General features: G+C 37.1%; 22 protein-coding genes and 1 tRNA gene. 6 read left to right on the top strand and 17 right to left on the bottom strand.

The features are described 5' to 3' along the window. Positions 1–13 precede the first annotated feature (13 nt). The 4 genes from F777_RS0110025 to F777_RS0110010 are packed head-to-tail and all read right to left on the bottom strand — an operon-like array spanning position 14 to position 2,357. A complete protein-coding gene (locus tag F777_RS0110025) occupies positions 14–586 on the bottom strand; it encodes a 1-acyl-sn-glycerol-3-phosphate acyltransferase (protein WP_026751919.1) in 573 nt (190 codons plus the stop codon). 22 nt (positions 587–608) lie between these two features. Next, the gene (plsX, locus tag F777_RS0110020) at positions 609–1,556 is read right to left on the bottom strand and encodes a phosphate acyltransferase PlsX (RefSeq protein ID WP_026751918.1); all 948 of its coding nucleotides are present in this window, start codon (positions 1,554–1,556) and stop codon (positions 609–611) included. Between the two features lie 33 nt (positions 1,557–1,589). Further along, positions 1,590–1,784 carry a 50S ribosomal protein L32 gene (gene rpmF / locus F777_RS0110015; RefSeq protein WP_026751917.1) on the bottom strand — a complete coding sequence of 65 codons (195 nt, stop codon included), beginning with the start codon at positions 1,782–1,784 and terminating at the stop codon, positions 1,590–1,592. A 27-nt stretch (positions 1,785–1,811) separates the two neighbouring features. Then, positions 1,812–2,357 carry a YceD family protein gene (locus F777_RS0110010; protein ID WP_026751916.1) on the bottom strand — a complete coding sequence of 182 codons (546 nt, stop codon included), beginning with the start codon at positions 2,355–2,357 and terminating at the stop codon, positions 1,812–1,814. Between the two features lie 120 nt (positions 2,358–2,477). Between F777_RS0110010 and F777_RS0110005 the strand changes: the two genes are divergently transcribed. Beyond that, positions 2,478–3,533 carry a DUF3810 domain-containing protein gene (locus F777_RS0110005; RefSeq protein WP_026751915.1) on the top strand — a complete coding sequence of 352 codons (1,056 nt, stop codon included), beginning with the start codon at positions 2,478–2,480 and terminating at the stop codon, positions 3,531–3,533. After that, complete coding sequence (locus F777_RS0110000) at positions 3,530–4,003, top strand: TspO/MBR family protein (RefSeq protein ID WP_026751914.1); 474 nt, start codon at positions 3,530–3,532, stop codon at positions 4,001–4,003. Before F777_RS0110005 ends, F777_RS0110000 begins: the two co-directional genes overlap by 4 nt. Here the strand turns inward: F777_RS0110000 and dcd are convergent. After that, the gene (gene dcd / locus F777_RS0109995; protein WP_235785931.1) at positions 4,000–4,590 is read right to left on the bottom strand and encodes a dCTP deaminase; all 591 of its coding nucleotides are present in this window, start codon (positions 4,588–4,590) and stop codon (positions 4,000–4,002) included. The two genes, F777_RS0110000 and dcd, sit on opposite strands and share 4 nt — an antisense overlap. A gap of 15 nt (positions 4,591–4,605) precedes the next feature. Between dcd and F777_RS0109990 the strand changes: the two genes are divergently transcribed. Beyond that, positions 4,606–5,241 carry a 4'-phosphopantetheinyl transferase family protein gene (locus tag F777_RS0109990; RefSeq protein ID WP_026751912.1) on the top strand — a complete coding sequence of 212 codons (636 nt, stop codon included), beginning with the start codon at positions 4,606–4,608 and terminating at the stop codon, positions 5,239–5,241. Here F777_RS0109990 and F777_RS0109985 read toward each other — a convergent pair. From F777_RS0109985 to F777_RS16420, 6 genes are all read right to left on the bottom strand, one after another. Then, positions 5,238–6,437 carry a DUF2130 domain-containing protein gene (locus tag F777_RS0109985; protein ID WP_037370115.1) on the bottom strand — a complete coding sequence of 400 codons (1,200 nt, stop codon included), beginning with the start codon at positions 6,435–6,437 and terminating at the stop codon, positions 5,238–5,240. The genes F777_RS0109990 and F777_RS0109985 overlap by 4 nt on opposite strands. A 150-nt stretch (positions 6,438–6,587) precedes the next feature. After that, positions 6,588–7,391, bottom strand: a complete 804-nt coding sequence (locus tag F777_RS16430) for a prohibitin family protein (RefSeq protein ID WP_201767600.1) — start codon at positions 7,389–7,391, stop codon at positions 6,588–6,590. A gap of 58 nt (positions 7,392–7,449) precedes the next feature. Then, complete coding sequence (locus tag F777_RS0109975) at positions 7,450–8,937, bottom strand: PH domain-containing protein (RefSeq protein ID WP_026751910.1); 1,488 nt, start codon at positions 8,935–8,937, stop codon at positions 7,450–7,452. Beyond that, positions 8,924–9,832, bottom strand: a complete 909-nt coding sequence (locus F777_RS18000) for a VOC family protein (protein WP_161631506.1) — start codon at positions 9,830–9,832, stop codon at positions 8,924–8,926. Before F777_RS18000 ends, F777_RS0109975 begins: the two co-directional genes overlap by 14 nt. A gap of 75 nt (positions 9,833–9,907) precedes the next feature. Continuing rightward, a complete protein-coding gene (locus tag F777_RS0109965; protein WP_026751909.1) occupies positions 9,908–10,651 on the bottom strand; it encodes a hypothetical protein in 744 nt (247 codons plus the stop codon). Positions 10,652–10,744: 93 nt separating this feature from the next. Continuing rightward, positions 10,745–11,260: a pentapeptide repeat-containing protein gene (locus F777_RS16420; protein WP_201767599.1), complete on the bottom strand. Its 516-nt coding sequence runs from the start codon at positions 11,258–11,260 to the stop codon at positions 10,745–10,747. A 92-nt stretch (positions 11,261–11,352) separates the two neighbouring features. Between F777_RS16420 and F777_RS0109955 the strand changes: the two genes are divergently transcribed. Next, the gene (locus F777_RS0109955; RefSeq protein WP_026751908.1) at positions 11,353–12,117 is read left to right on the top strand and encodes a DUF2490 domain-containing protein; all 765 of its coding nucleotides are present in this window, start codon (positions 11,353–11,355) and stop codon (positions 12,115–12,117) included. Positions 12,118–12,134: 17 nt separating this feature from the next. On the opposite strand, the gene F777_RS0109950 is transcribed toward F777_RS0109955, so the two are convergent. The 4 genes from F777_RS0109950 to argS form a co-directional block, all read right to left on the bottom strand. After that, positions 12,135–12,494, bottom strand: a complete 360-nt coding sequence (locus F777_RS0109950) for a DUF2200 domain-containing protein (protein ID WP_026751907.1) — start codon at positions 12,492–12,494, stop codon at positions 12,135–12,137. 4 nt (positions 12,495–12,498) lie between these two features. Further along, entirely contained in the window at positions 12,499–13,263 is a 765-nt protein-coding gene (locus F777_RS17310) for a copper resistance protein NlpE N-terminal domain-containing protein (RefSeq protein WP_051408548.1), read from the bottom strand. A gap of 247 nt (positions 13,264–13,510) precedes the next feature. After that, positions 13,511–13,594, bottom strand: a tRNA-Leu gene (locus F777_RS0109940). A 33-nt stretch (positions 13,595–13,627) separates the two neighbouring features. Further along, complete coding sequence (gene argS, locus F777_RS0109935; RefSeq protein ID WP_235785930.1) at positions 13,628–15,439, bottom strand: arginine--tRNA ligase; 1,812 nt, start codon at positions 15,437–15,439, stop codon at positions 13,628–13,630. A gap of 35 nt (positions 15,440–15,474) precedes the next feature. On the opposite strand from argS, the gene F777_RS0109930 reads away from it, so the two are divergent. Further along, the gene (locus F777_RS0109930) at positions 15,475–15,975 is read left to right on the top strand and encodes a GtrA family protein (RefSeq protein WP_026751905.1); all 501 of its coding nucleotides are present in this window, start codon (positions 15,475–15,477) and stop codon (positions 15,973–15,975) included. A 132-nt stretch (positions 15,976–16,107) separates the two neighbouring features. Then, entirely contained in the window at positions 16,108–18,012 is a 1,905-nt protein-coding gene (dnaK, locus tag F777_RS0109925; RefSeq protein WP_026751904.1) for a molecular chaperone DnaK, read from the top strand. Between the two features lie 51 nt (positions 18,013–18,063). Here the strand turns inward: dnaK and F777_RS0109920 are convergent, their stop codons facing one another. Next, entirely contained in the window at positions 18,064–18,549 is a 486-nt protein-coding gene (locus tag F777_RS0109920; protein WP_026751903.1) for a tetratricopeptide repeat protein, read from the bottom strand. 134 nt (positions 18,550–18,683) lie between these two features. Continuing rightward, a partial coding sequence (locus tag F777_RS0109915; RefSeq protein ID WP_235785929.1) for an O-antigen ligase family protein occupies positions 18,684–19,095 on the bottom strand: 412 nt, incomplete at its 5' end.

Here is a 19,095-nt window from a genome sequence, read left to right as displayed (position 1 = left end):
GATGAAATGGCTTCTACAGAAAGCTTTGATCCAGCGCAAATTTTTCAGGGAAACGGGGGTGTATATCACGATAGAATTCCATGATTTCTTTCATGGTTTCCTGGTATGAAGTTGGGATTACTTTTTTTCCAATGCCTGCAGTTTTCTTTTTATAATCTACATAGCCTAATAGAATAGGTACATGGGCATTCTGAGCCACATGAAAGAAACCGGTTTTCCAGGAAGTTTGTTTGCTTCTTGTACCTTCTGGTGTAATAACAATAATCAATTCTTCATTTGCATTGAATAAATCAACCATTGCTTCTACCAGACTGGGTCTGTTACCATCTTTTCTGGGACTGCGATCAATAGCAATTCCACCCAGCGGTTTCATGATCAGTTTAAACGGGAAACGCATCCATTCTTTCTTTACCGTAAACCTGATTCTCAATCCATAAATACCAAAGGATAATATCATATACCAGAAATCCCAATTACTGGTATGAGGGGCAGCAATTACTATTGATTTGTGAATATCCTTGGGAAGGTTGGAATCCAGTTTCCATCCGCTTAAGCGTAAAAGAAGCCTGCAAAGAATGCGGAACATGAAAAATTATTAGTGTGTTAGATTAGGATGCTTTAAAAGAAGCAGCCATTTTATTGCAGATATCACTGCTGATCATTTTCTCAGCCAGTGCAATCATATTCGAGAATGCTTTGTCATTACTAATTCCATGACCAATAATTACAGGTTTGGCTACGCCCAGAACTGGGGTACCACCATAGTTTTCGTAGTGAAAACGATTTAAATAAGTATCGTTGGAGAGATTTCTTTCTTTGGCAATATCATAGAAAGACTCTGCCATTTTTAAAACAATGTTTCCGGTGAATCCATCACAAACCATCACATCGGCTTTATCATTAAAGAAATCTCTTCCCTCAATATTTCCGATAAAATGAATCTGATTGTTTTCTTTCAACAGGGGATAGGTTGCTTGAGCAAGAATATTGCCTTTACCTTCCTCTTCACCTACATTTACCAAACCAACACTGGGTTGCTGAATTCCCAGAATATGTTCAGCATATAAACTGCCCAATACGGCAAACTGGTTTAAGACTTCAGGTTTACAATCTGCATTTAACCCCACGTCTAGTAAAACACCGGTCTGCCCATTTAATTTAGGCATAATAGTGGCAATGGTAGGTCTGCTAACCCCTTCAATGGCTTTGATGCTAAACATAGCGCCCACCAGCATTGCTCCGGTATTACCTGCACTAATGAATGCATCCAGTTTTCCGCTGGCCAATAAATGGAAACCAATGGCGATGGAAGACTTTTGCTTTTCTTTTAGGGCTTTGGTTGGATGCTCATGGTATCCAATGGTTTCTGGTGCATGTACAAAATGCAAATTAGGTGATGAAAGCTGGTACTCTTTTACAAGAGGCTGAACCAGGTTTTCATCACCTATGCAATATATGTTTACTGAATTATCGGAATTGTTCAGGTACAGGAGTATACCTTTCACCGCTTCTAACGGTGCAAAATCACCTCCCATCATGTCTATTCCTATATTCATTTCAGCAAGCAAATGGTATGTTGAACTATAAGGTTACGCTTTCAATGGAGCTTTTTCAGCTACCAGTTTTCCCTTATAGAACAATTTACCTTCGCTTACATGCGCACGGTGGCGAACATGAATTTCTCCAGTAGTAGAATCTTTGCTTAAAGTAACTTCCTGTGCTACATAGTGCGTTCTTCTTTTAGCACTTCTTTGCTGTGAATGTCTGCGTTTTGGATTTGGCATTGCTCAAAATTTATAATATCAAAAATTTTATTCTAAGTCCTTAAATTTTTCCAGTCCTTTCCAGATAGTCGGAGTGCTGTCTTTGGCAGCATCTTCTTCCATCTTTTTTAATTTTTCCAAGACTTCTTTATTGCATTTCGGCCCACCCATTTCTTCGGGTGAACAGGTTTTTTGCAAAGGGATGCTCAGGTTTACGAATTCGTAAATCCAGTCTGCAACCATCAGGTGGCTTTCGTTTCTGCTGATGTAATAAACATCCGGATCTTCTTCCTGCTCATTCATGGTATCTGGTTCGTCCACCATTTTAACAATGATATTGAACTCGTCCCAAAGTTGCAGTGGAAGCGTATTGCCACAACGATCACAGCCTGCCTGAATACTACCGTCAATATCAAATTTCAATTGCATGAATCCCGATTTTTTGTCGAGATACAGTTTTACGGTTGCATCACAAAGGCTGAAATCCTGCTCGCCATATGGAATAAAGAACTTGTCGTCCACCTTGTATTCGTACAAATGAACACCCGGCTTCAAACCCACAAATGCGATCTCATATTCGCGCCGATGATTCATATCCACGTTTTAAGGGTTTGCAAAGGTAGAAAAAACAAGGGAATTTGCCAAAGTAAACTAAAAATAAGCCCCTGAGATTCATTTGCTGTAGTAACTTTATCCGGTAAAGGATGTTTCAGTATGCTTGTAAAAGACCAAAATAACCTGAAAATTTGTATTTCGTTGGGTATTTTGGCCATATTCACCCTTTTTTTGGGGAATTGGGAAGCTTTTGTGGAAAACTACTATTCCTCTAAAATTTATCCACTTTTATCGGAATGGCTGAGAACCTTGTCTGGTATTTTTCCATTTAATATTGGAGATTGGCTTTATGCAGGTCTTATTTTGCTCATTCTAAGAAAGCTGTTTCAGAGAAAATGGGTTGTCGCAGGGACATGGATTTTTACTGCCATATTTGTATTTCAGCTTTTCTGGGGGATTAATTATTACCGAAAAGGCATAGCCGCTCAACTTAAATTAAGTAAAGCAACTTATTCTAGAGCTGAAATTAATGCCTTAACCCATCAACTGATTGATTCGGCTAATTTTTATAGAAAATGGATAGGGCAGGGCCCAATACAAAAAATGTCAATAGAGGAACTGATAACAGAAGCCCAAAAGGGTTTTAAAAATGCAACAGCACAGTTCCCTTTTTTATCTATTCAAATTAAATCTGTAAAAAAGAGCTGGTTAACACCAGTTGCTGACTATATTGGTTTTACTGGATATTATATTCCTTTTACCGGAGAAGCCAACCTTCGTGACGATTTACCGGCTATTCTGAATCCTTATATCATTTGTCACGAAGTGGCTCATCAACTGGGCTATGCCAGTGAGAGTGAAGCCAGTTTCGCAGGTCTCCTTGCTGCAGAAGCCAGTAATAATCCCACCCTGAAATATTCGCTTTATATAGATTTGCTGGGATATGCTTTCTACGAACAATACCTGCTCTCTTCTCAATTACCCTACACTGAATTTGAAAACCTGGTCAAGGAAAACAGCAGCAGGATGGATACCTTAGTGAAACAGGATAGAAAAGAAATCAGGGATTTTTTTAACCAGCGAAAAAATGCCATCAGTCCTATCAGCAATGAATTGTACGATCAGTTTTTAAAATTTCAACAACAAGCTGCTGGCATTAAGAGTTATAATGAAGTTATTGCCTGGTATATTAACTATCAAAAAACCAAATCATGAAAATAAGCAGTACACAGAAATTAATCATCTCATTAATTGCGACCATCGGAATTGGTTCTCTGGGCGGAATTTTTACCATTGCAGAAATTCCAAATTGGTATGCTGGTTTAAACAAACCATCTTTTAATCCGCCCAACTGGCTATTTGGCCCCGTATGGACCAGCTTATATACCATGATGGGAGTAGCTTTTTATTTAATCTGGAAACAAGCGGAAACGGCTACAAGGAAAAAAGCCATTCAGCTCTTTATAATACAGTTTGTGCTGAATTTTTTCTGGTCCATTATTTTCTTCTCTTTGCATTCAATCGGCGCAGCATTGATAGAAATAATGGTGATGTGGATTTTTATCCTGTTAACAATCATTCAATTCAGCAAACTTTCTAAACCAGCAGCCTGGTTACTGGTTCCCTATATAGCATGGGTTAGTTTTGCATCACTGCTTACAGCAAGTATTTGGAAGTTGAATTAAAACTTGTTCTTCCACATCATGCTCTCAATAGGCTTATTGGGTTGACCGCTGTATTTGGCATTGCCTTTCTGATTGTATTTCACGCCAATTTCTCCATCTACCGGGAAATAAATCAGCTGACCAATCGGCATACCTCTGTAAACCCTAACCGGTTGCTTGCAGGATATTTCCAAAGTCCAGTTTCCGCAAAAACCCACATCTCCCTTACCGGCTGTAGCATGAATGTCAATCCCCAATCTTCCCGTTGAAGACTTACCCTCTAAAAAGGGAACATGGGCATGGGTTTCGGTATATTCTTCAGTTACTCCCAAATAAAAACCACTGGGGTGCAATACATAACCTTCTTCTGGAATTTCGAAATACGTAATGGTGTTGTGCTTTTTTGCATCCAACACTTCATCTGTGTAGGTAGCCAGCCATTTCCCGAGGTGTACATCGTAGCTATTGCTTCCTAAATCTGTACGGTTATAGGGTTCAATAACAATGGTCCCCTTGGCTATTTCCTCCAGTATACGTAAGTCGCTTAAAATCATTCTGGTTAATTTTACAGTTGTATTGCAAAAAAATACTAATTCTGCATACAACACATAAAAAATTTTAAAGTGCCCCTGCATTATCAACATAATATCAACGATTTTACCCGTTTGGCCCTTTGGAAGATTGATGAGCCGGAATCTTTTTTTACCCGAAAAGTAAGTGTACAGCAGTCGGTTACCCATCCTCACAAGCGTTTACAGCACTTGGCAGGGCGCTATTTGCTACCTTTTCTGTTTCCGGATTTTCCTACAGATCTTATTCAGATTGCTGATACCCGAAAACCTTATTTGCCGGATGAGGATTACCATTTTTCTATTTCGCATTGCGGAGCGTATGCTGCAGCGATTGTCAGCGCCCATTGCAGGGTGGGAATTGATGTGGAACTGGTAACACATAGGGTGGATAAAATCAGGCATAAATTTTTACATACGCTTGAGTTGATGGAGTGGAATATAGAGGGATTGGAACCAGCTGAAAGATTTAGCACGCTCACATTACTTTGGAGTGCCAAGGAAGCCATGTTTAAATGGTGGGGAAGGGGAGATGTAGATTTCAGTGAATGTATGCAGGTGAAAGCCAGTAAGCTGGGTACTTGCGGCCAGTTACAAGCCCATTTTGTAAAAGGAGATTTTTACCAGGATTTGGTACTGCATTATGAGCTTAGTACTACTTTAAGTCTGGTATATGTAGTAAATCCTTAGTCAATCAAGAGTGGATCATTGTCTTCCAGTAAATTCAGATTAACCGCATCTGCTCCTGCAATGCCTTCCACAGAACCCTGTATATGTGCTGCATTCAGCAATACTTTTTCTAATTGCTTTTCCCTCGCTTTCCAAAGCTTTTCCATGGTATCTCTTTCCCGCTGAATACTCTGTCGCATGGTCATGAATCCTTCACGGATGGCTTTCCACTGTTCACTGAATTCAGTGCCGGTTAAATAGTCGTACAGCATGACCATTTTATCCCCTTTGTTTTCCTGGCTTTTTCGGGCATCTGCTATTTTCAACAAAGCGTTTCTTAATAACAAGGCTACGGATCGGACTTCAGAGAAGGTACAAATGTAAACACCCTCTTTTTCTCCGAAACGGTCCATGTCTTTCGGGAAAGTCTGGGTAACAATAACCGCAACATCAGCACCAAAACTGCGCATGTCTTTTTTTAATTTTTCAATCCATTCATTAGAAAAATCCTTGGTTCGTTTACTCTCGTAAATAATTTTACCAGATTCATTTCCAAACTGGTTGCGAACAATCTGAATACAATCTGCTCCGCGGACACCTTTACCTACTTCTTCAATTTTGTCGAAAGGAAAAGCAGATTGAAGCATTTCTTCCAGCATCAACTCCTGCACTTCACCTTGCAGTTGCATACTGCCCTGTTCTTGCTTTCTGCGCATTTCTTCTACCAGTTTTTTCTGGTCTTCAATCTGCTTTTCCAGTTCCTTGGTTCTTAGCTGATATTCCTGTTCCTTGAGGCTTATTTTATCTGCTTCCTCTTTTTGCAACTGCTCTTTAAGCTTGGTTCTTTCTTCCAGCAATTGCCGCTGTATGGTAATCTGAATTTCTTCTTCCTTTGCTTTTAAAGCCTGTTCCTTTTGAAGAAATTCCAATTCCTTTTTGCGAGACTCTTTTAACTTCTCTTCAGATTCAGCAGCTTTTTGCTGCAATATCTTCATTTGGTTTTCATAATCAGCAGCCAGAGACTTTTTAACTGTATCCTGCATTTCTGCATGCATCCGTTTTTTTTCGGCTTCTAATAGTTCTGCAGTTTCAACTTCTTTTTTCTTTTGCCAATCTATCATTTTGCCGCGCAATTCCTTCTCAATCTCTTCACGCATGGTATCACCTGGTTCAAATTGGTGATTACAGTTAGGGCAGGTAATAATAAAGCTAGACATACTAAAAATTTCAGCCATGAAGGTATAAAAAAGGCTTTCTCAACTAAAATTTATCTGGCAAAGTAAGGAAGGGGGTTTTGCCATCCGTGATTACCAGTTTACTATTATTGCTATTAGATAAAGATCTGAATGCTTCAATCTGTCTTAATTTCAGAATAGCTGGCGTAAGTGTCTTATTGATTGTATCGTTTGCTTTTCTGGTTGCCATCGCTTCAATGGTAACAGCATTAGCTTTACCTTCTGCTTCAATTTCAAAAATTCTTTTCTGGCCTCTGCCTGAATGATTGCTGCATTCTTTTCACCTTCTGCCTGAATGCGGGCTATTTCTTTTTTGCCTTCTGCTTCTATAATTCTTCTCTCAGCATCTCTTTTTTCCCTTTCTTTTATAAACTCCATTCTTTGTGCATCTTGTTCAGCTTGCAGTTTTTCTTCTATGGTGCGGGATAGTCCTTCAGGTAAACGGATACTCTTCATAAGAACATTGTCAATAACGAACCCTCTGGGTTCCAGTATTTCCGTCATCTGTTTTCTAATTGCATTCTCTATCTGAGCTCTTTCTCCGCTATGCATGTCTTTGGCAAGAAATTTAGAAGTAATATCTGCCGAAGCGGATCTGAATACAGGAAGAATTACTTCGCTTTCATAATTCAGGCCAATGTTCTGGACTATTTTAGGCGCAGCTTCTGGTTTTATCCTATATAGAATAGATATTTCAGAACGAATAGTCAATCCTTCTTTGGATGGCAAATCAGGTTTAACTTCAATATTCATGATTCGGGTGGGTACTTTTAAAATTGCTGTTGTGAAAATATTGTATCCTTTGGGCCCCTGTTCAACATACTGAGGATCAATTTTTCCAAGACGACGCTTTACACCCACTTCTCCCTGACGTATAACAGTACAGGAGCTAAAAAGAATACCAAGGCCACAGATTAGGTAAAGTTTTTGTTTCATAATGGTTTATTTAATGGTGAGATGAATTAATAAAAACCAATTATGATGCCGAGCTCTGTTAAGACTTATCTAACTCTATCTCATATAAACAACGGTCAGCTATAGCCTGAGCTTTTGTTAAAGGGATATAGGGAATTTTAATTGAATCACCAGCCGTATGCAACACCAGTGTAGCAAGATTCTTTCTTCTCAGAAAAGGACTGGTTTCCAATGCTACATGTTGTACTTTTTTAAAATTCAATAAGATATGTTCATCTCCCCAAATACCTTTCTGAATCTGCAATGAGGTTTGGTTGTACCAGAAAATGAATTTCATATGTCTGATTTTGAAAGTAACAAGAAAATAAAGGAAGAGTAGAATTGGAATAATCATCACCCAGGGTTCCCAGAAATACAAGGCTACTGATGCTGCAAAAGCCACTGGTAAAATATAAATCATCGTTACCCTCCAGGCATAAGAAGGGTGTGTATAGTTTGGGTTTTCGTTTAGAGAAGGCCATACGGGCTGATAGTACGCTGAAAGCTTTTTCAAAACATCTTCTTGCAAAACGGGAAGTTTGATGTATTGGTCATCTTTCAGAATATTTTCGCCAACCATAAAGAATCGGAGAATTTTGATGCCCAGTAATTTTCGAACAAAGTTGCTGTTCCAGCTTATCAGTTGTACTTTATTTTGCAGCATCATTTTCTGTTGTGTTTGAAGAAAGCCCCATTTTACCTTAAATCCTTTTTGATTGGCGGTCAATTGCATATCGTTATAACGCAATAAAACACGTATTACTGAGAAAGCCAGCGTAATGGCAATGCCCAAGCCAATCATGCCTGCAACAATTGAAGTGGTAAAGTTGATCTGATTTACCTGTTCATCTATTATTGCATCTGTTTTCTTACCAAAAAACTGCCTGAGATCATCTAGTCTTGACATGGCAAATGCAAAAATTAAGGATAGCGTCCGGATATGATTTTCTGAAATAGCCAGTTTAATTAAATCAAAATTGCTTAACCCCATTAATTGGGTACTGTTATTGTCGGAGATATTGGCAGCAGAAACAGCTTCTTTTTGCTGAAGGATCTCCTGTAAATCCTGAGCTTTAAGATAATCTATAGCAGATAATTCCAATTCTGTTTTTTCAGTGCCTGCTGTCTCTACTTTCATAGTGCAGGTATCTGTAAAACGATGAATATAATTCTGAACCAGGTGCACCGATTGGATTTTATGAATTGGTATGGTTTTGGTTTTTTTGGTAAAAATGCCAGTCTGCTCAATTAATTCATTGTCTTTTATGTAAATACGTGTCTTAAAAAACTGAATGAATTTTTGTATTTGAAAAAAGATTAGAAAAGCAGCAGTCAATAACAAGAAATAAATCAGTTTATCTGATCGCTTCTCGGTATCATCTTCATCCTCATTTTGCTTGACGAATGCTCTTACGATGAAGTATAAAATAAGTACCCAGCTTTCCTTGATTGTTTTTCCAATAATGAATAATAAAGCAACCAAAGAAAGCTTTTGGGGTTTAGTCCAATCGGTTTTAATTCGATTCATTCCCAATTATTTTTTCCATCATCCAATCTTTCAGCTGCTCTGCTGTTTCCTGTTTAAGACCATTGATACTTATATCCCCAAGGTGACTGGCGGCTGTCATTAATTTTATAGACGCTAAACCAAATTTTCTGCCGATTGGGCCGGTTTGAATTACACAATTTTGAACTTTCCCGAAAGGAATAACATGTGTATCCTGAAAAATCCAGCCTTTTTTGCAGATAATATCTTTTTCCCGAAGTGCCCATGCCAGATTTTTAAACCCAATTTCAATGAATGCAATAACAGTAAAGCAACTCAACAATAAGGCCCCTAAAGTGCTAAAAATTATCCAGTTTTTTTGCAAAGCATCTAACCAAATAAACAAGGGAATAACAATCGCAGTAAGTACAAGAAAGAATACAGCCCAACTTATGTATAGAACCGTTTTATACGATTTTTCTACCGGCTCAAGCGCTGTTGGCGCAAATTGTGGAATGGCAGAACTGGGCACCGGTTTGTTCGTGAATTCCGTGGGCTCAATTAAGTCCCATAAATTGCCGTATAAATCCTGGAAAACAGCAACTTTTCCGAATGATTCTTGACTGAGTTCCCTAACGATTGGTATTTGTTGTTCAAGTAGATTTTGATAATCTCTCTGAATATTATCGGTATGCAAAAACAAAAATACCCTGCCACCCGTTTGATTTCCTATTCTGGAGCTTTGTTCTTCACTGGCTGCTTTTGCCAACAACAATCTACAGTTGCCATTTCCCCTCGGCTTAATTATTACCCATCGTTTTGTCTCACTCAATACGGTATCTTCTACAAGTTCAAAATGAAGTTTTTGAGTGTAAAAAGCAATTGCCTTGTCGTAATCATCCACCACAATTGCAATCTGCGATAAATGCTGATTCATATTTTATGCTGCTTTCTTCCTATAATGATAAAATGAAGATAAATTAAATTTTATCATATATATATTGAAAGGCTACTAAAAGGAAAGAGAGTATTGGTCAAATGGCAATTCTTTACGCTTGAGAATTGCTATTCTTTTGCCGGATATTTCGTCTATTTTAAATCCAGTCTGGGTAATATTGATTGAGTGTTTCATAGGTTTATATGCAAAATCTGTATTGTATTCATAGTACCCTTTCTGAGTTGAATCATAGTTTCCGGCATTGTCCTCCTTTGATATCATGCTTAAGAGTAATTCACCATCCATATAAAACTTAGTAGTTACTGTGGAGATTCCCATGCCACTGTACGGGTCATCAATTTTAATTAATTCATACCCATCGCCCAGGTTTACAAAAGAAATCGTGTAAGACTTTTCACCAAATGTGCCATGTGTGGCAAAATTCTTTCTGAAAGTTTGAATTTGCAAACTGTCATTTACAATGTTGTACGTGAAATAACCGAGTTTTAAACCGCAGACATGACAGTCGTTGGCATTCACCATTTTTCCGGTATCATCCTTTGTCATAGGAGCAGTGCTAAAAACAGCTAAGTACGCTGTTTCATTGTTTCTATTGATAGTGAAAACGGTGTCGATGGAAGAATACAGGTACTGTGAGTCAATTAACTGACCATGATATTCTATAATATCTCCTTCAGTTGCAGACCATTTTATTATTCCAGAAGTACTGTCAAGCTTCCCATTTAAGAGATTTGATAAAATGCCGGAAGGGGTTTGCTTGATACCGGTTTCTGTTTTTAATTCTTTTTGTTTTGACATGAAAGGTTTATCAACAAGAAGATATAACTGAAAATGATGACAGGTTTCATAAATTTTAATCTAAATTAATATTGAAAGCGTATAATAAACCCATTAAATTTTCCCTTGAAAATCTTGCTTTTTTATTTGATTATTCAAGGGATGAATAGAAAAATTTACAGCAGTTCTAAAATCTGCCTTTTCCAGGTTGGTTCTGTCGAAAATGGCACCAGATAAATTACAATTATTAAAAATTGCAGCAGTTAAATCTGCTTCTGTAAAATCAACTTCAAGCAGAGCAGAATTAGAAAAAATCATCTTTGGAATTTTCATTTTGTAAAATGAACTATGATTTAGCTGGCACCCCTCAAACGAAAAGGATAAAGAGAAAGGGTTACAGGTTTCAAATTTAATACCCAGTAATTTACAATCTGTAAAAACTACATCCTGCAAAGTAGTTTTATTCAGCTTACACATACTCAGATTGCAAACCTTAAATTTACAATCAATGAATTTATATCCCGATAAATCCTGATTACTGAAATCACATTGATTGAAGATGCAATTTTCATATTCTGCTTCATCTAATTTCAGTGCCTTATCAAATTGTTGTGAAATAACTTCTTTCATTATTACAGTCTATTTGCGTTTGCTAAATTGTTAATCAATATAGTTTAATTAACAGGAAGTCTGATTAATTTGCGGCTATAAAAAAACAGAAAATGAAAAGAATCGCGACTGTTCTATCTATTTTATTTTGTTTACTACTGAATCCCAAAAGCAAAATATTAGCACAGAATGGCAGAATTACTGACAGGAATTCTATTGGTTGGTTCAATTATTTTGGCACAATAAAGTTTAATACAAAATGGAGTTTACATACAGAATATCAATGGCGCAGAGATCAAATCATTAAGGATTGGCAGCAAAGCTTACTTAGATTAGGAGTGAATTACCAATTGAATAATGATGTTCAATTCAGATTGGGTTATGCATGGGCTGAAACATTTGCCTATGGTGATATACCTTTAAATACTTTTGGAAAGCAATTTACCGAACATCGCACTTATCAAATGCTTACCATCAACGATAAAATTGGTAAAATATCTCTGTCGCATCGTTTTATGCTGGAACAAAGATGGCTTGGCAGGTATACATCTGCCGCTGATACCAAAGATGATGATTTCTTTTTTATGAATCGGATGCGATATATGATAAGAGGACAGATTCCGCTGAATATGAACGCTACTTATCCACTATATGTTGCAGCATATAATGAGATTTTAATTGGATTTGGAAAGAATGTAGGGGAAAATGTATTTGATCAGAATAGGATCGGGGTATTAGTAGGGAAAGCGATTAATAATTCTTTCAGAATCGAGGCAGGTTATCTAAATCAGATTGTACAGTTGGGAAGGGAAGTGAACAATAGAAATGTTTTTCAATACAACAATGGCATAATACTAAATACTTATTTTAATTTTTAGTTCAATCCAATTTTGGTTTAACGCATGATCTTTTCAAGTGCTTTTCCTTTGGCCAATTCATCTATTATTTTGTCGAGGTATCTTACTTGTCTTGTTAAATTGTTCTCGATCACTTCAATCCTATATCCGCAAATGGTTCCCGTAATTAAATGGGCGTTGGGATTTAGTTTGGCTTTTGAAAAGAATTCAGAAAAATTAACTTTATCCAAAATCAGTTGTTGAATTTGTGATTCTGTATAACCCGTTAGCCACTCAATTACTTTGTGTAGCTCAGCAATGGTTCTTCCTTTTTTTTCAACCTTAGTCACATAGTGTGGATACACAGAGGCAAAACTCATTTTGGCAATTTTTTCGTCGTGATTACTGGTGGTAGACATGGATTTAATTTTTATTTATCACACATATAATTAAGGGTTGATCGTCTTTACCGTAAAAAGACAATATGTCTGAATTCCTTTTGATGCGAACCGACTGGGTTAATGATTTCATTAAAACCTGTTCTGTTGTATCTGGGCAAGCCATTAAAGTACTCATGCCCTGTTTAACAATTAAATCTTGCTGATTTTTAATCTTGTACTCAAACTGTAAACGGTTACAATTTGCTCTTGCTTCCATTCTACTTTCTTTAGAGTGAAAAACAAGGTAATAGGCTTCCCGATCTCCTGTAATTGCTTTTCCATTGATTGAGGAGATAAACCATTTGACATTTTCAACTTCCGGGTTCCCATTCTTGTATAAAATATAATTGTTAGCCAAAGCCCCTTCAATCTTATTGCCTTGTATATCTAATTTCCTTAGTCTGCCTTCTTCTACTTTAAAAATTATTTTGGAGTCATTACTTGCAGAGTCTTCTAATTGGATATTATTATTATACCAGGTAAATTTTCCTTTACTGGTAAATATGCTTTGTTTCTCAAGATATTCCTGGGTTAGCACAAAAGTCTGATCCTTGTTCAATATAATTTCTGTCTCTATGCCAGGACAGGAAGCGCAGGGTAGAACTCCGGAATAAGTTCCTTCCCAATCCAAAGAATTCTTTGCTTCGTGGCCATCCAGACTGATTGAATTGGCCGTTTGATTGGAGGTACTGCAGGAGAAGGAAGTTACGAGTACTGACGTTATTATAAATAGAATTCTTGAAGACATACTTAATACTTTTCGTGATTAAATAGCCAAATAAATATAAGAAATAATGAATGTATTTAAGAATGGATTGTTGGTTGTAAAGTTGATTGTCGGCCGCACTTTGTTTGGCCGACTTCCTGGATGGGAGGGTTACCCAAAGACCCTTTGCGCCATTGGCGCAAATTAGGTTTCCCATTTTCATGCTTACAAAAGCAAGCTTTTGACGCATTCGAATAGAAAACCCCGACACTTCGTGTCAGGGTCTTTGTGCCCGAGACTGGATTCGAACCAGCACGCCGTTTCCAGCACCACCACCTCAAGGTGGCTTGTCTACCAATTTCAACACCCGGGCGCCTTTGTAGGCTGCAATATTAAAATATTTTTCTTACATCCTTTCGGGTACTTTAATACCCAGTACGTCCATACCATTTTTAATGGTAGTTGCCGTTAATACAGACAACATAATACGTAGTTGCTGCTTGCTGTTACTTTCTGCATTGGCAATGGAATGTTCTGCATAGAAAGAACTGAAAATTTTGGCGATATTGTAAATATAAATAGCCACTTTGGATGGATCCTGTTCTTTGGCTGCGTCCTGTAATGTTTCAGGGAATTGTTCCAGGGCTACCATCAGTTCCTTTTCCAGCGGACTAAATGAATTGGCTGTTTCAAGGGTAAGCTTTACTTCCTCGGTATATTGAAGTTTCCGAAGTATACTGCTGATACGGGCATAGGTATATTGAATAAAAGGCCCTGTAAATCCATGGAAATCGATGCTCTCTTCTGGATTAAAAATCATTTTCTTTTTGGGATCTACGCGAAGCAGGAAAAACTTCAAAGCCCCAAGCCCAATGGTATCATACAATGCAACTCTTTCTTCCTCTGTAAAATCATTCACTTTTCCCAACTCTTCGGTTTTTTCACGGGCAATGCGAATCATTTCGTCTACCAAATCATCCGCATCCACTACTGTTCCTTCTCTGCTTTTCATTTTGCCGGTTGGCAATTCTACCATTCCATAACTTAAGTGATAGATACCGTCCGCAGAGGGCAATTGTAGTTTCTGACAAATCAGTTTTAAAACTTTAAAATGATAATTCTGCTCGTCACCCACCACATAAATACTCTGCTGGGCGTTGAATTCTTTTTGTTTTTGTTCTGCCAATCCAATATCCTGTGTTATATAAACCGATGTGCCGTCTTTTCTTCTTACCAGTTTTTCATCTAAACCATCCCCGGTTAAATCAATCCAAACACTTTGATCTTCTTTCTGATAAAACACTTTTTGATCCAGGCCCTTATCTACCAGATCCTTACCTAATAGATAGGTATTACTCTCGTAATAAATTTTATCGAAGTCGGTTCCGATTCTTTTATAAGTAGTGTCAAATCCTTCATACACCCACCCATTCATCTCTTTCCATAACGCTAACACTTCGGGCTTTCCGGCTTCCCAGTCCAGCAACATCTGTTGGGCTTCTTTCATTATGGGAGCTTCCTTTTCAGCCAGTTCTTCAGATAGTCCCTTCGCTTTTAGTTCTGCAATTTCCGCCTTATAAGCGTCGTTGAATTTTACGTAATAATCCCCAACAAAATGATCGCCTTTCATGCCTGTACTGGCCGGAGTAGCTCCATTGGCATAGCGTTTCCAGGCAATCATACTTTTACAAATATGTATACCACGGTCATTCACTATACAGGTTTTTACCACTTCATTTCCGGTTGCTTTTAAAATTTCGGCAATGCTTCTTCCTAGAAAATTATTTCTTAGGTGTCCAAGATGTAGTGGTTTATTGGTATTGGGAGAGGAGTACTCAACCATTACTTTATTACCATTAGAGGGAGCAAAACCATAGCAGGTATTGGTATAACTCCTCAATAGCTTTTCCGACCAATAGGCATCCGGAATGGTCAGATTCAAAAAGCCTTTTACCAAGTTATAGCTGGAAAAAAGGGCGGGGTGGTTGCTTACCAGAAAATCTCCCAATTCTTTACCCAATTGTTCCGGTGATTTTTTGAGTGTTTTTACAAAAGCAAACAATACCACGGTATAATCCCCTTCAAACTCAGGTTTGGTTTGATTTACCAGCACGTGCTCCGGAAGCACTGATTCTCCATAAAGAGCCTGAATACTGTTGGCAGCTGCCTGTTTTATTTGATTGACCACACTCATAATCTTAACAATTTCGGGATGCAAAACTAACCATTTATCAACTACCTTCGCGCTCCGTTATGCAAAAGCTGCACAAATTCGTTAGTGGATTTATTCTTCAGGTAGTTGACTGGTTTTATCCATTGTTTAGCAGATTCATGCCCAAACAAACCTATCGGTATGCTGCCTGCGGTGGATTCAATACTTTATTGGATATTGGATTGTTCTTTGTTGCATACAATTATATCTTGAATAAAACCGCCGTACAATTCTATACAGTAACGGTAAGCCCCCATATTGCTTCTTTTTTATTGAGTTTTGTGGTAACATTCCCCACCGGTTTTTACTTAAGTAGATATGTGGTTTTTCAACAAACCAGTGTAACCAAGCGCACCCAGCTTGCCAGGTATTTTCTAGTGGTTTTTGGTTGTATTCTGCTCAATTATATCTTCTTAAAAATATTCGTAGACAGTTTTGGCTGGTACCCAACTCCCTCAAAAATACTGACCACCGTTTTCGTTGTTTTATTCAGTTATTTCTCACAAAAGAACTTTACGTTCAAGGCGAAACAACTACAATAAGGTCTTTTTTGCGCTAAAATGTCTTCATAATCCCATTTGACACGACGATTTGGTAGTGAATCTGACAATTTTGCACTTAACTGACAGGTGGCATAATCATTGAATATTCAATTGCAATTGAAAACATATATTATGGCAAAAATTATTGGAATAGACCTCGGAACCACTAACAGTTGTGTATCCGTTATGGAAGGTAATGAACCTGTAGTCATTGCAAATGACGAAGGACGCCGCACTACTCCTTCAATAGTAGCATTTTTAAAGAATGGCGAACGTAAAGTGGGAGATCCTGCAAAAAGACAGGCTATCACCAATCCTCAAAACACTATTACCAGTGTTAAACGTTTTATGGGTCGTCGTTACGACGAAGTAACCGAAGAAATCAGTCATTGGAGCTATCAGGTTGCCAAGGGCGATAATAATACCGTGCGTGTACAAATTGAAGATCGTATGTACACTCCACAGGAAATTTCTGCCATGATTTTGCAGAAAATGAAAAAAACAGCCGAAGACTATTTGGGTCATGAAGTGAACGAAGCGGTTATTACCGTTCCGGCTTACTTTAACGATGCACAACGCCAAGCAACCAAAGAAGCAGGTGAAATTGCGGGTTTGAATGTGAGAAGAATTGTAAACGAACCTACTGCTGCTGCTCTTGCTTATGGATTAGACAAAAAGAATGCAGACCAGAAAATTGCCGTATTCGACTTGGGTGGTGGTACTTTTGATATCTCTATTCTTGAATTAGGAGACGGGGTTTTCGAAGTAAAATCTACCAATGGTGACACTCATTTAGGTGGAGATGATTTCGACAAAGTAATCATGGACTGGTTAGCGGACGAATTCAAAGCTCAGGAAGGCATTGACTTGCGTAAAGATCCAATGGCTTTACAGCGTTTGAAAGAAGCTTCGGAAAAAGCAAAAGTTGAATTGAGCTCTTCTTCTGAAACAGAAATCAATCTTCCTTATATCACTGCTGTAGACGGAGTTCCTAAGCACTTGGTTTTAAAATTATCAAGAGCTAAATTTGAACAATTGGCCGATAATTTATTTGCTCGTTGTTTGAAGCCTTGCGAAGCTGCATTGAAAGATGCGGGTTACAGCAAATCTGAAATTGACGAAGTGATTTTAGTAGGTGGTTCAACTCGTATTCCTAAAGTACAAGAGATTGTTGAAAGCTTCTTTGGCAAAAAACCAAACAGAAGTGTTAACCCTGATGAAGTGGTTGCTTTAGGTGCTGCTATTCAAGGGGCTGTATTAACTGGTGAAGTAAAAGACGTATTGTTATTAGACGTTACGCCTTTAAGCCTAGGTATTGAAACCATGGGCGGTGTAATGACCACCATGATTGCAGCCAACACCACAATTCCTACTAAGAAAACAGAAGTGTATTCTACTGCTAGCGATAACCAACCAGGTGTTCAAATTCATGTATTACAGGGTGAGCGCCCAATGGCCAATCAAAATAAGAGCTTAGGTATGTTTAACTTAGATGGCATTCCTCCAGCACCAAGAGGCGTACCTCAAATTGAAGTGACTTTTGATATTGATGCCAACGGTCTATTAAACGTAAGTGCAAAAGACAAGGGCACTGGTAAAGAACAAAAAATCAGAATTGAAGCGGGTAGTGGTTTAAGCAAAGAAGAAGTTGAGAAAATGAAAGCTGAAGCCAAAGCCAACGAAGCAGCTGATAATGAAGCCAGATCTCGTGTGGAAAAATTAAACCAAGCCGATAGTTTGATTTTCCAAACAGAAAAACAATTCAAAGAATTTGGCGACAAAATTCCAGCTGATAAAAAAGGAGCAATTGAAACAGCATTGACTAAGTTGAAAGAAGCGCACAAAAATCAAGACATCCCTGCAGTTGATGCAGCAATGGCTGAAATGAATACAGCTTGGACTGCTGCTAGTGAAGACATCTACAAAGCACAACAAGCAGCAGGTGAACAACCTGGAGCAAACCCGGGTGCTGGTGCAGGTGCCGAGCAACCGAAGTCTGATACTGTTGAAGATGCACAATTTGAAGAAGTAAAGTAAACTATTTGAGAGGTATCCATAAACTTTTGATACCTCTCAATTCATACATATTCAATGAATATGTTTTTGTAAAACACTCTTTGCACTATCAACTATTTGAGCAATTGCAACTGAATTTGTTTTAATAGGAGAATTAATTATTTCTCTTGAAACACTATCAGCCAGATACATTTTTTTATTTTTTATATAAAAGTTCATTAGCAAATACTTTGGATAAAACCTATTTGGTATTGTAAAAATAGCCCTTTCGTAACAATTTTTTGCAGAATCAATACTCCCTAATTTTTCATAAAGAATTCCTAGTTTTTGAAATAAAACAGGATCAGCACTATAATTGATTGATTGAAGAAGAATTATTTTAGATTTCAAAAAATCTTTTTTCTTTACTAAACATGTAGAATATTCTGATAAATAAACTGAATTCCATTTAAAATCATTGTACAAATTTTCATAAGAATAATCATTAACTTTATTAATACTTAATCGTGCATCATTCCATTCAATGTAATTATTGTATAGCCTAATAACATAATACATATTAAAAAAACTGAAGGAAATAAACAACAATTTGTTTAAAACTGAATTTTTAAAATCAAACTGGAATATTGAAATATCATTTGATGAATAATAAGCTAAAACTAAAATTAGAATAAATCGAAATAGTGGTATACTTAATCCAAAAAAAATAATGAATTAAAGGTCATACAGAATACTAAAAATAATTTCAAATTAATGTTTGAAAGAAATTTAGTATTGCGAAAAATTCTCATTAAAATTGTTAAAACAATTAATAAAGCAATTAATCCATATTCAATAAATATTTCTAAAAAATCATTATAAGCATATTCAATATAACCAGCATTGTTATATTCATTTATCGAATACTTATTTAACCTGAAATATTCAAATTGTGAATCACTATATAATCGCGCGAATGTATCAATACCATTCCCAAAAAAAATGTTCCTAGAATTTAATATATTAAATGAAATTTTTAAAATAAATAATCTACCCAGAGTCGATTGAAATTTCAAATTAACCAAAGCAATCAACAATAGTATTAAAGTTATAATAATACATATA

The sequence above is a fragment of the Sediminibacterium sp. C3 genome (assembly GCF_000508085.1).
Taxonomy (GTDB): Bacteria; Bacteroidota; Bacteroidia; order Chitinophagales; family Chitinophagaceae; genus Sediminibacterium.
Note: the sequence above shows the minus strand (reverse complement) of the source record. Positions and strands in the feature narration are given on the sequence as shown.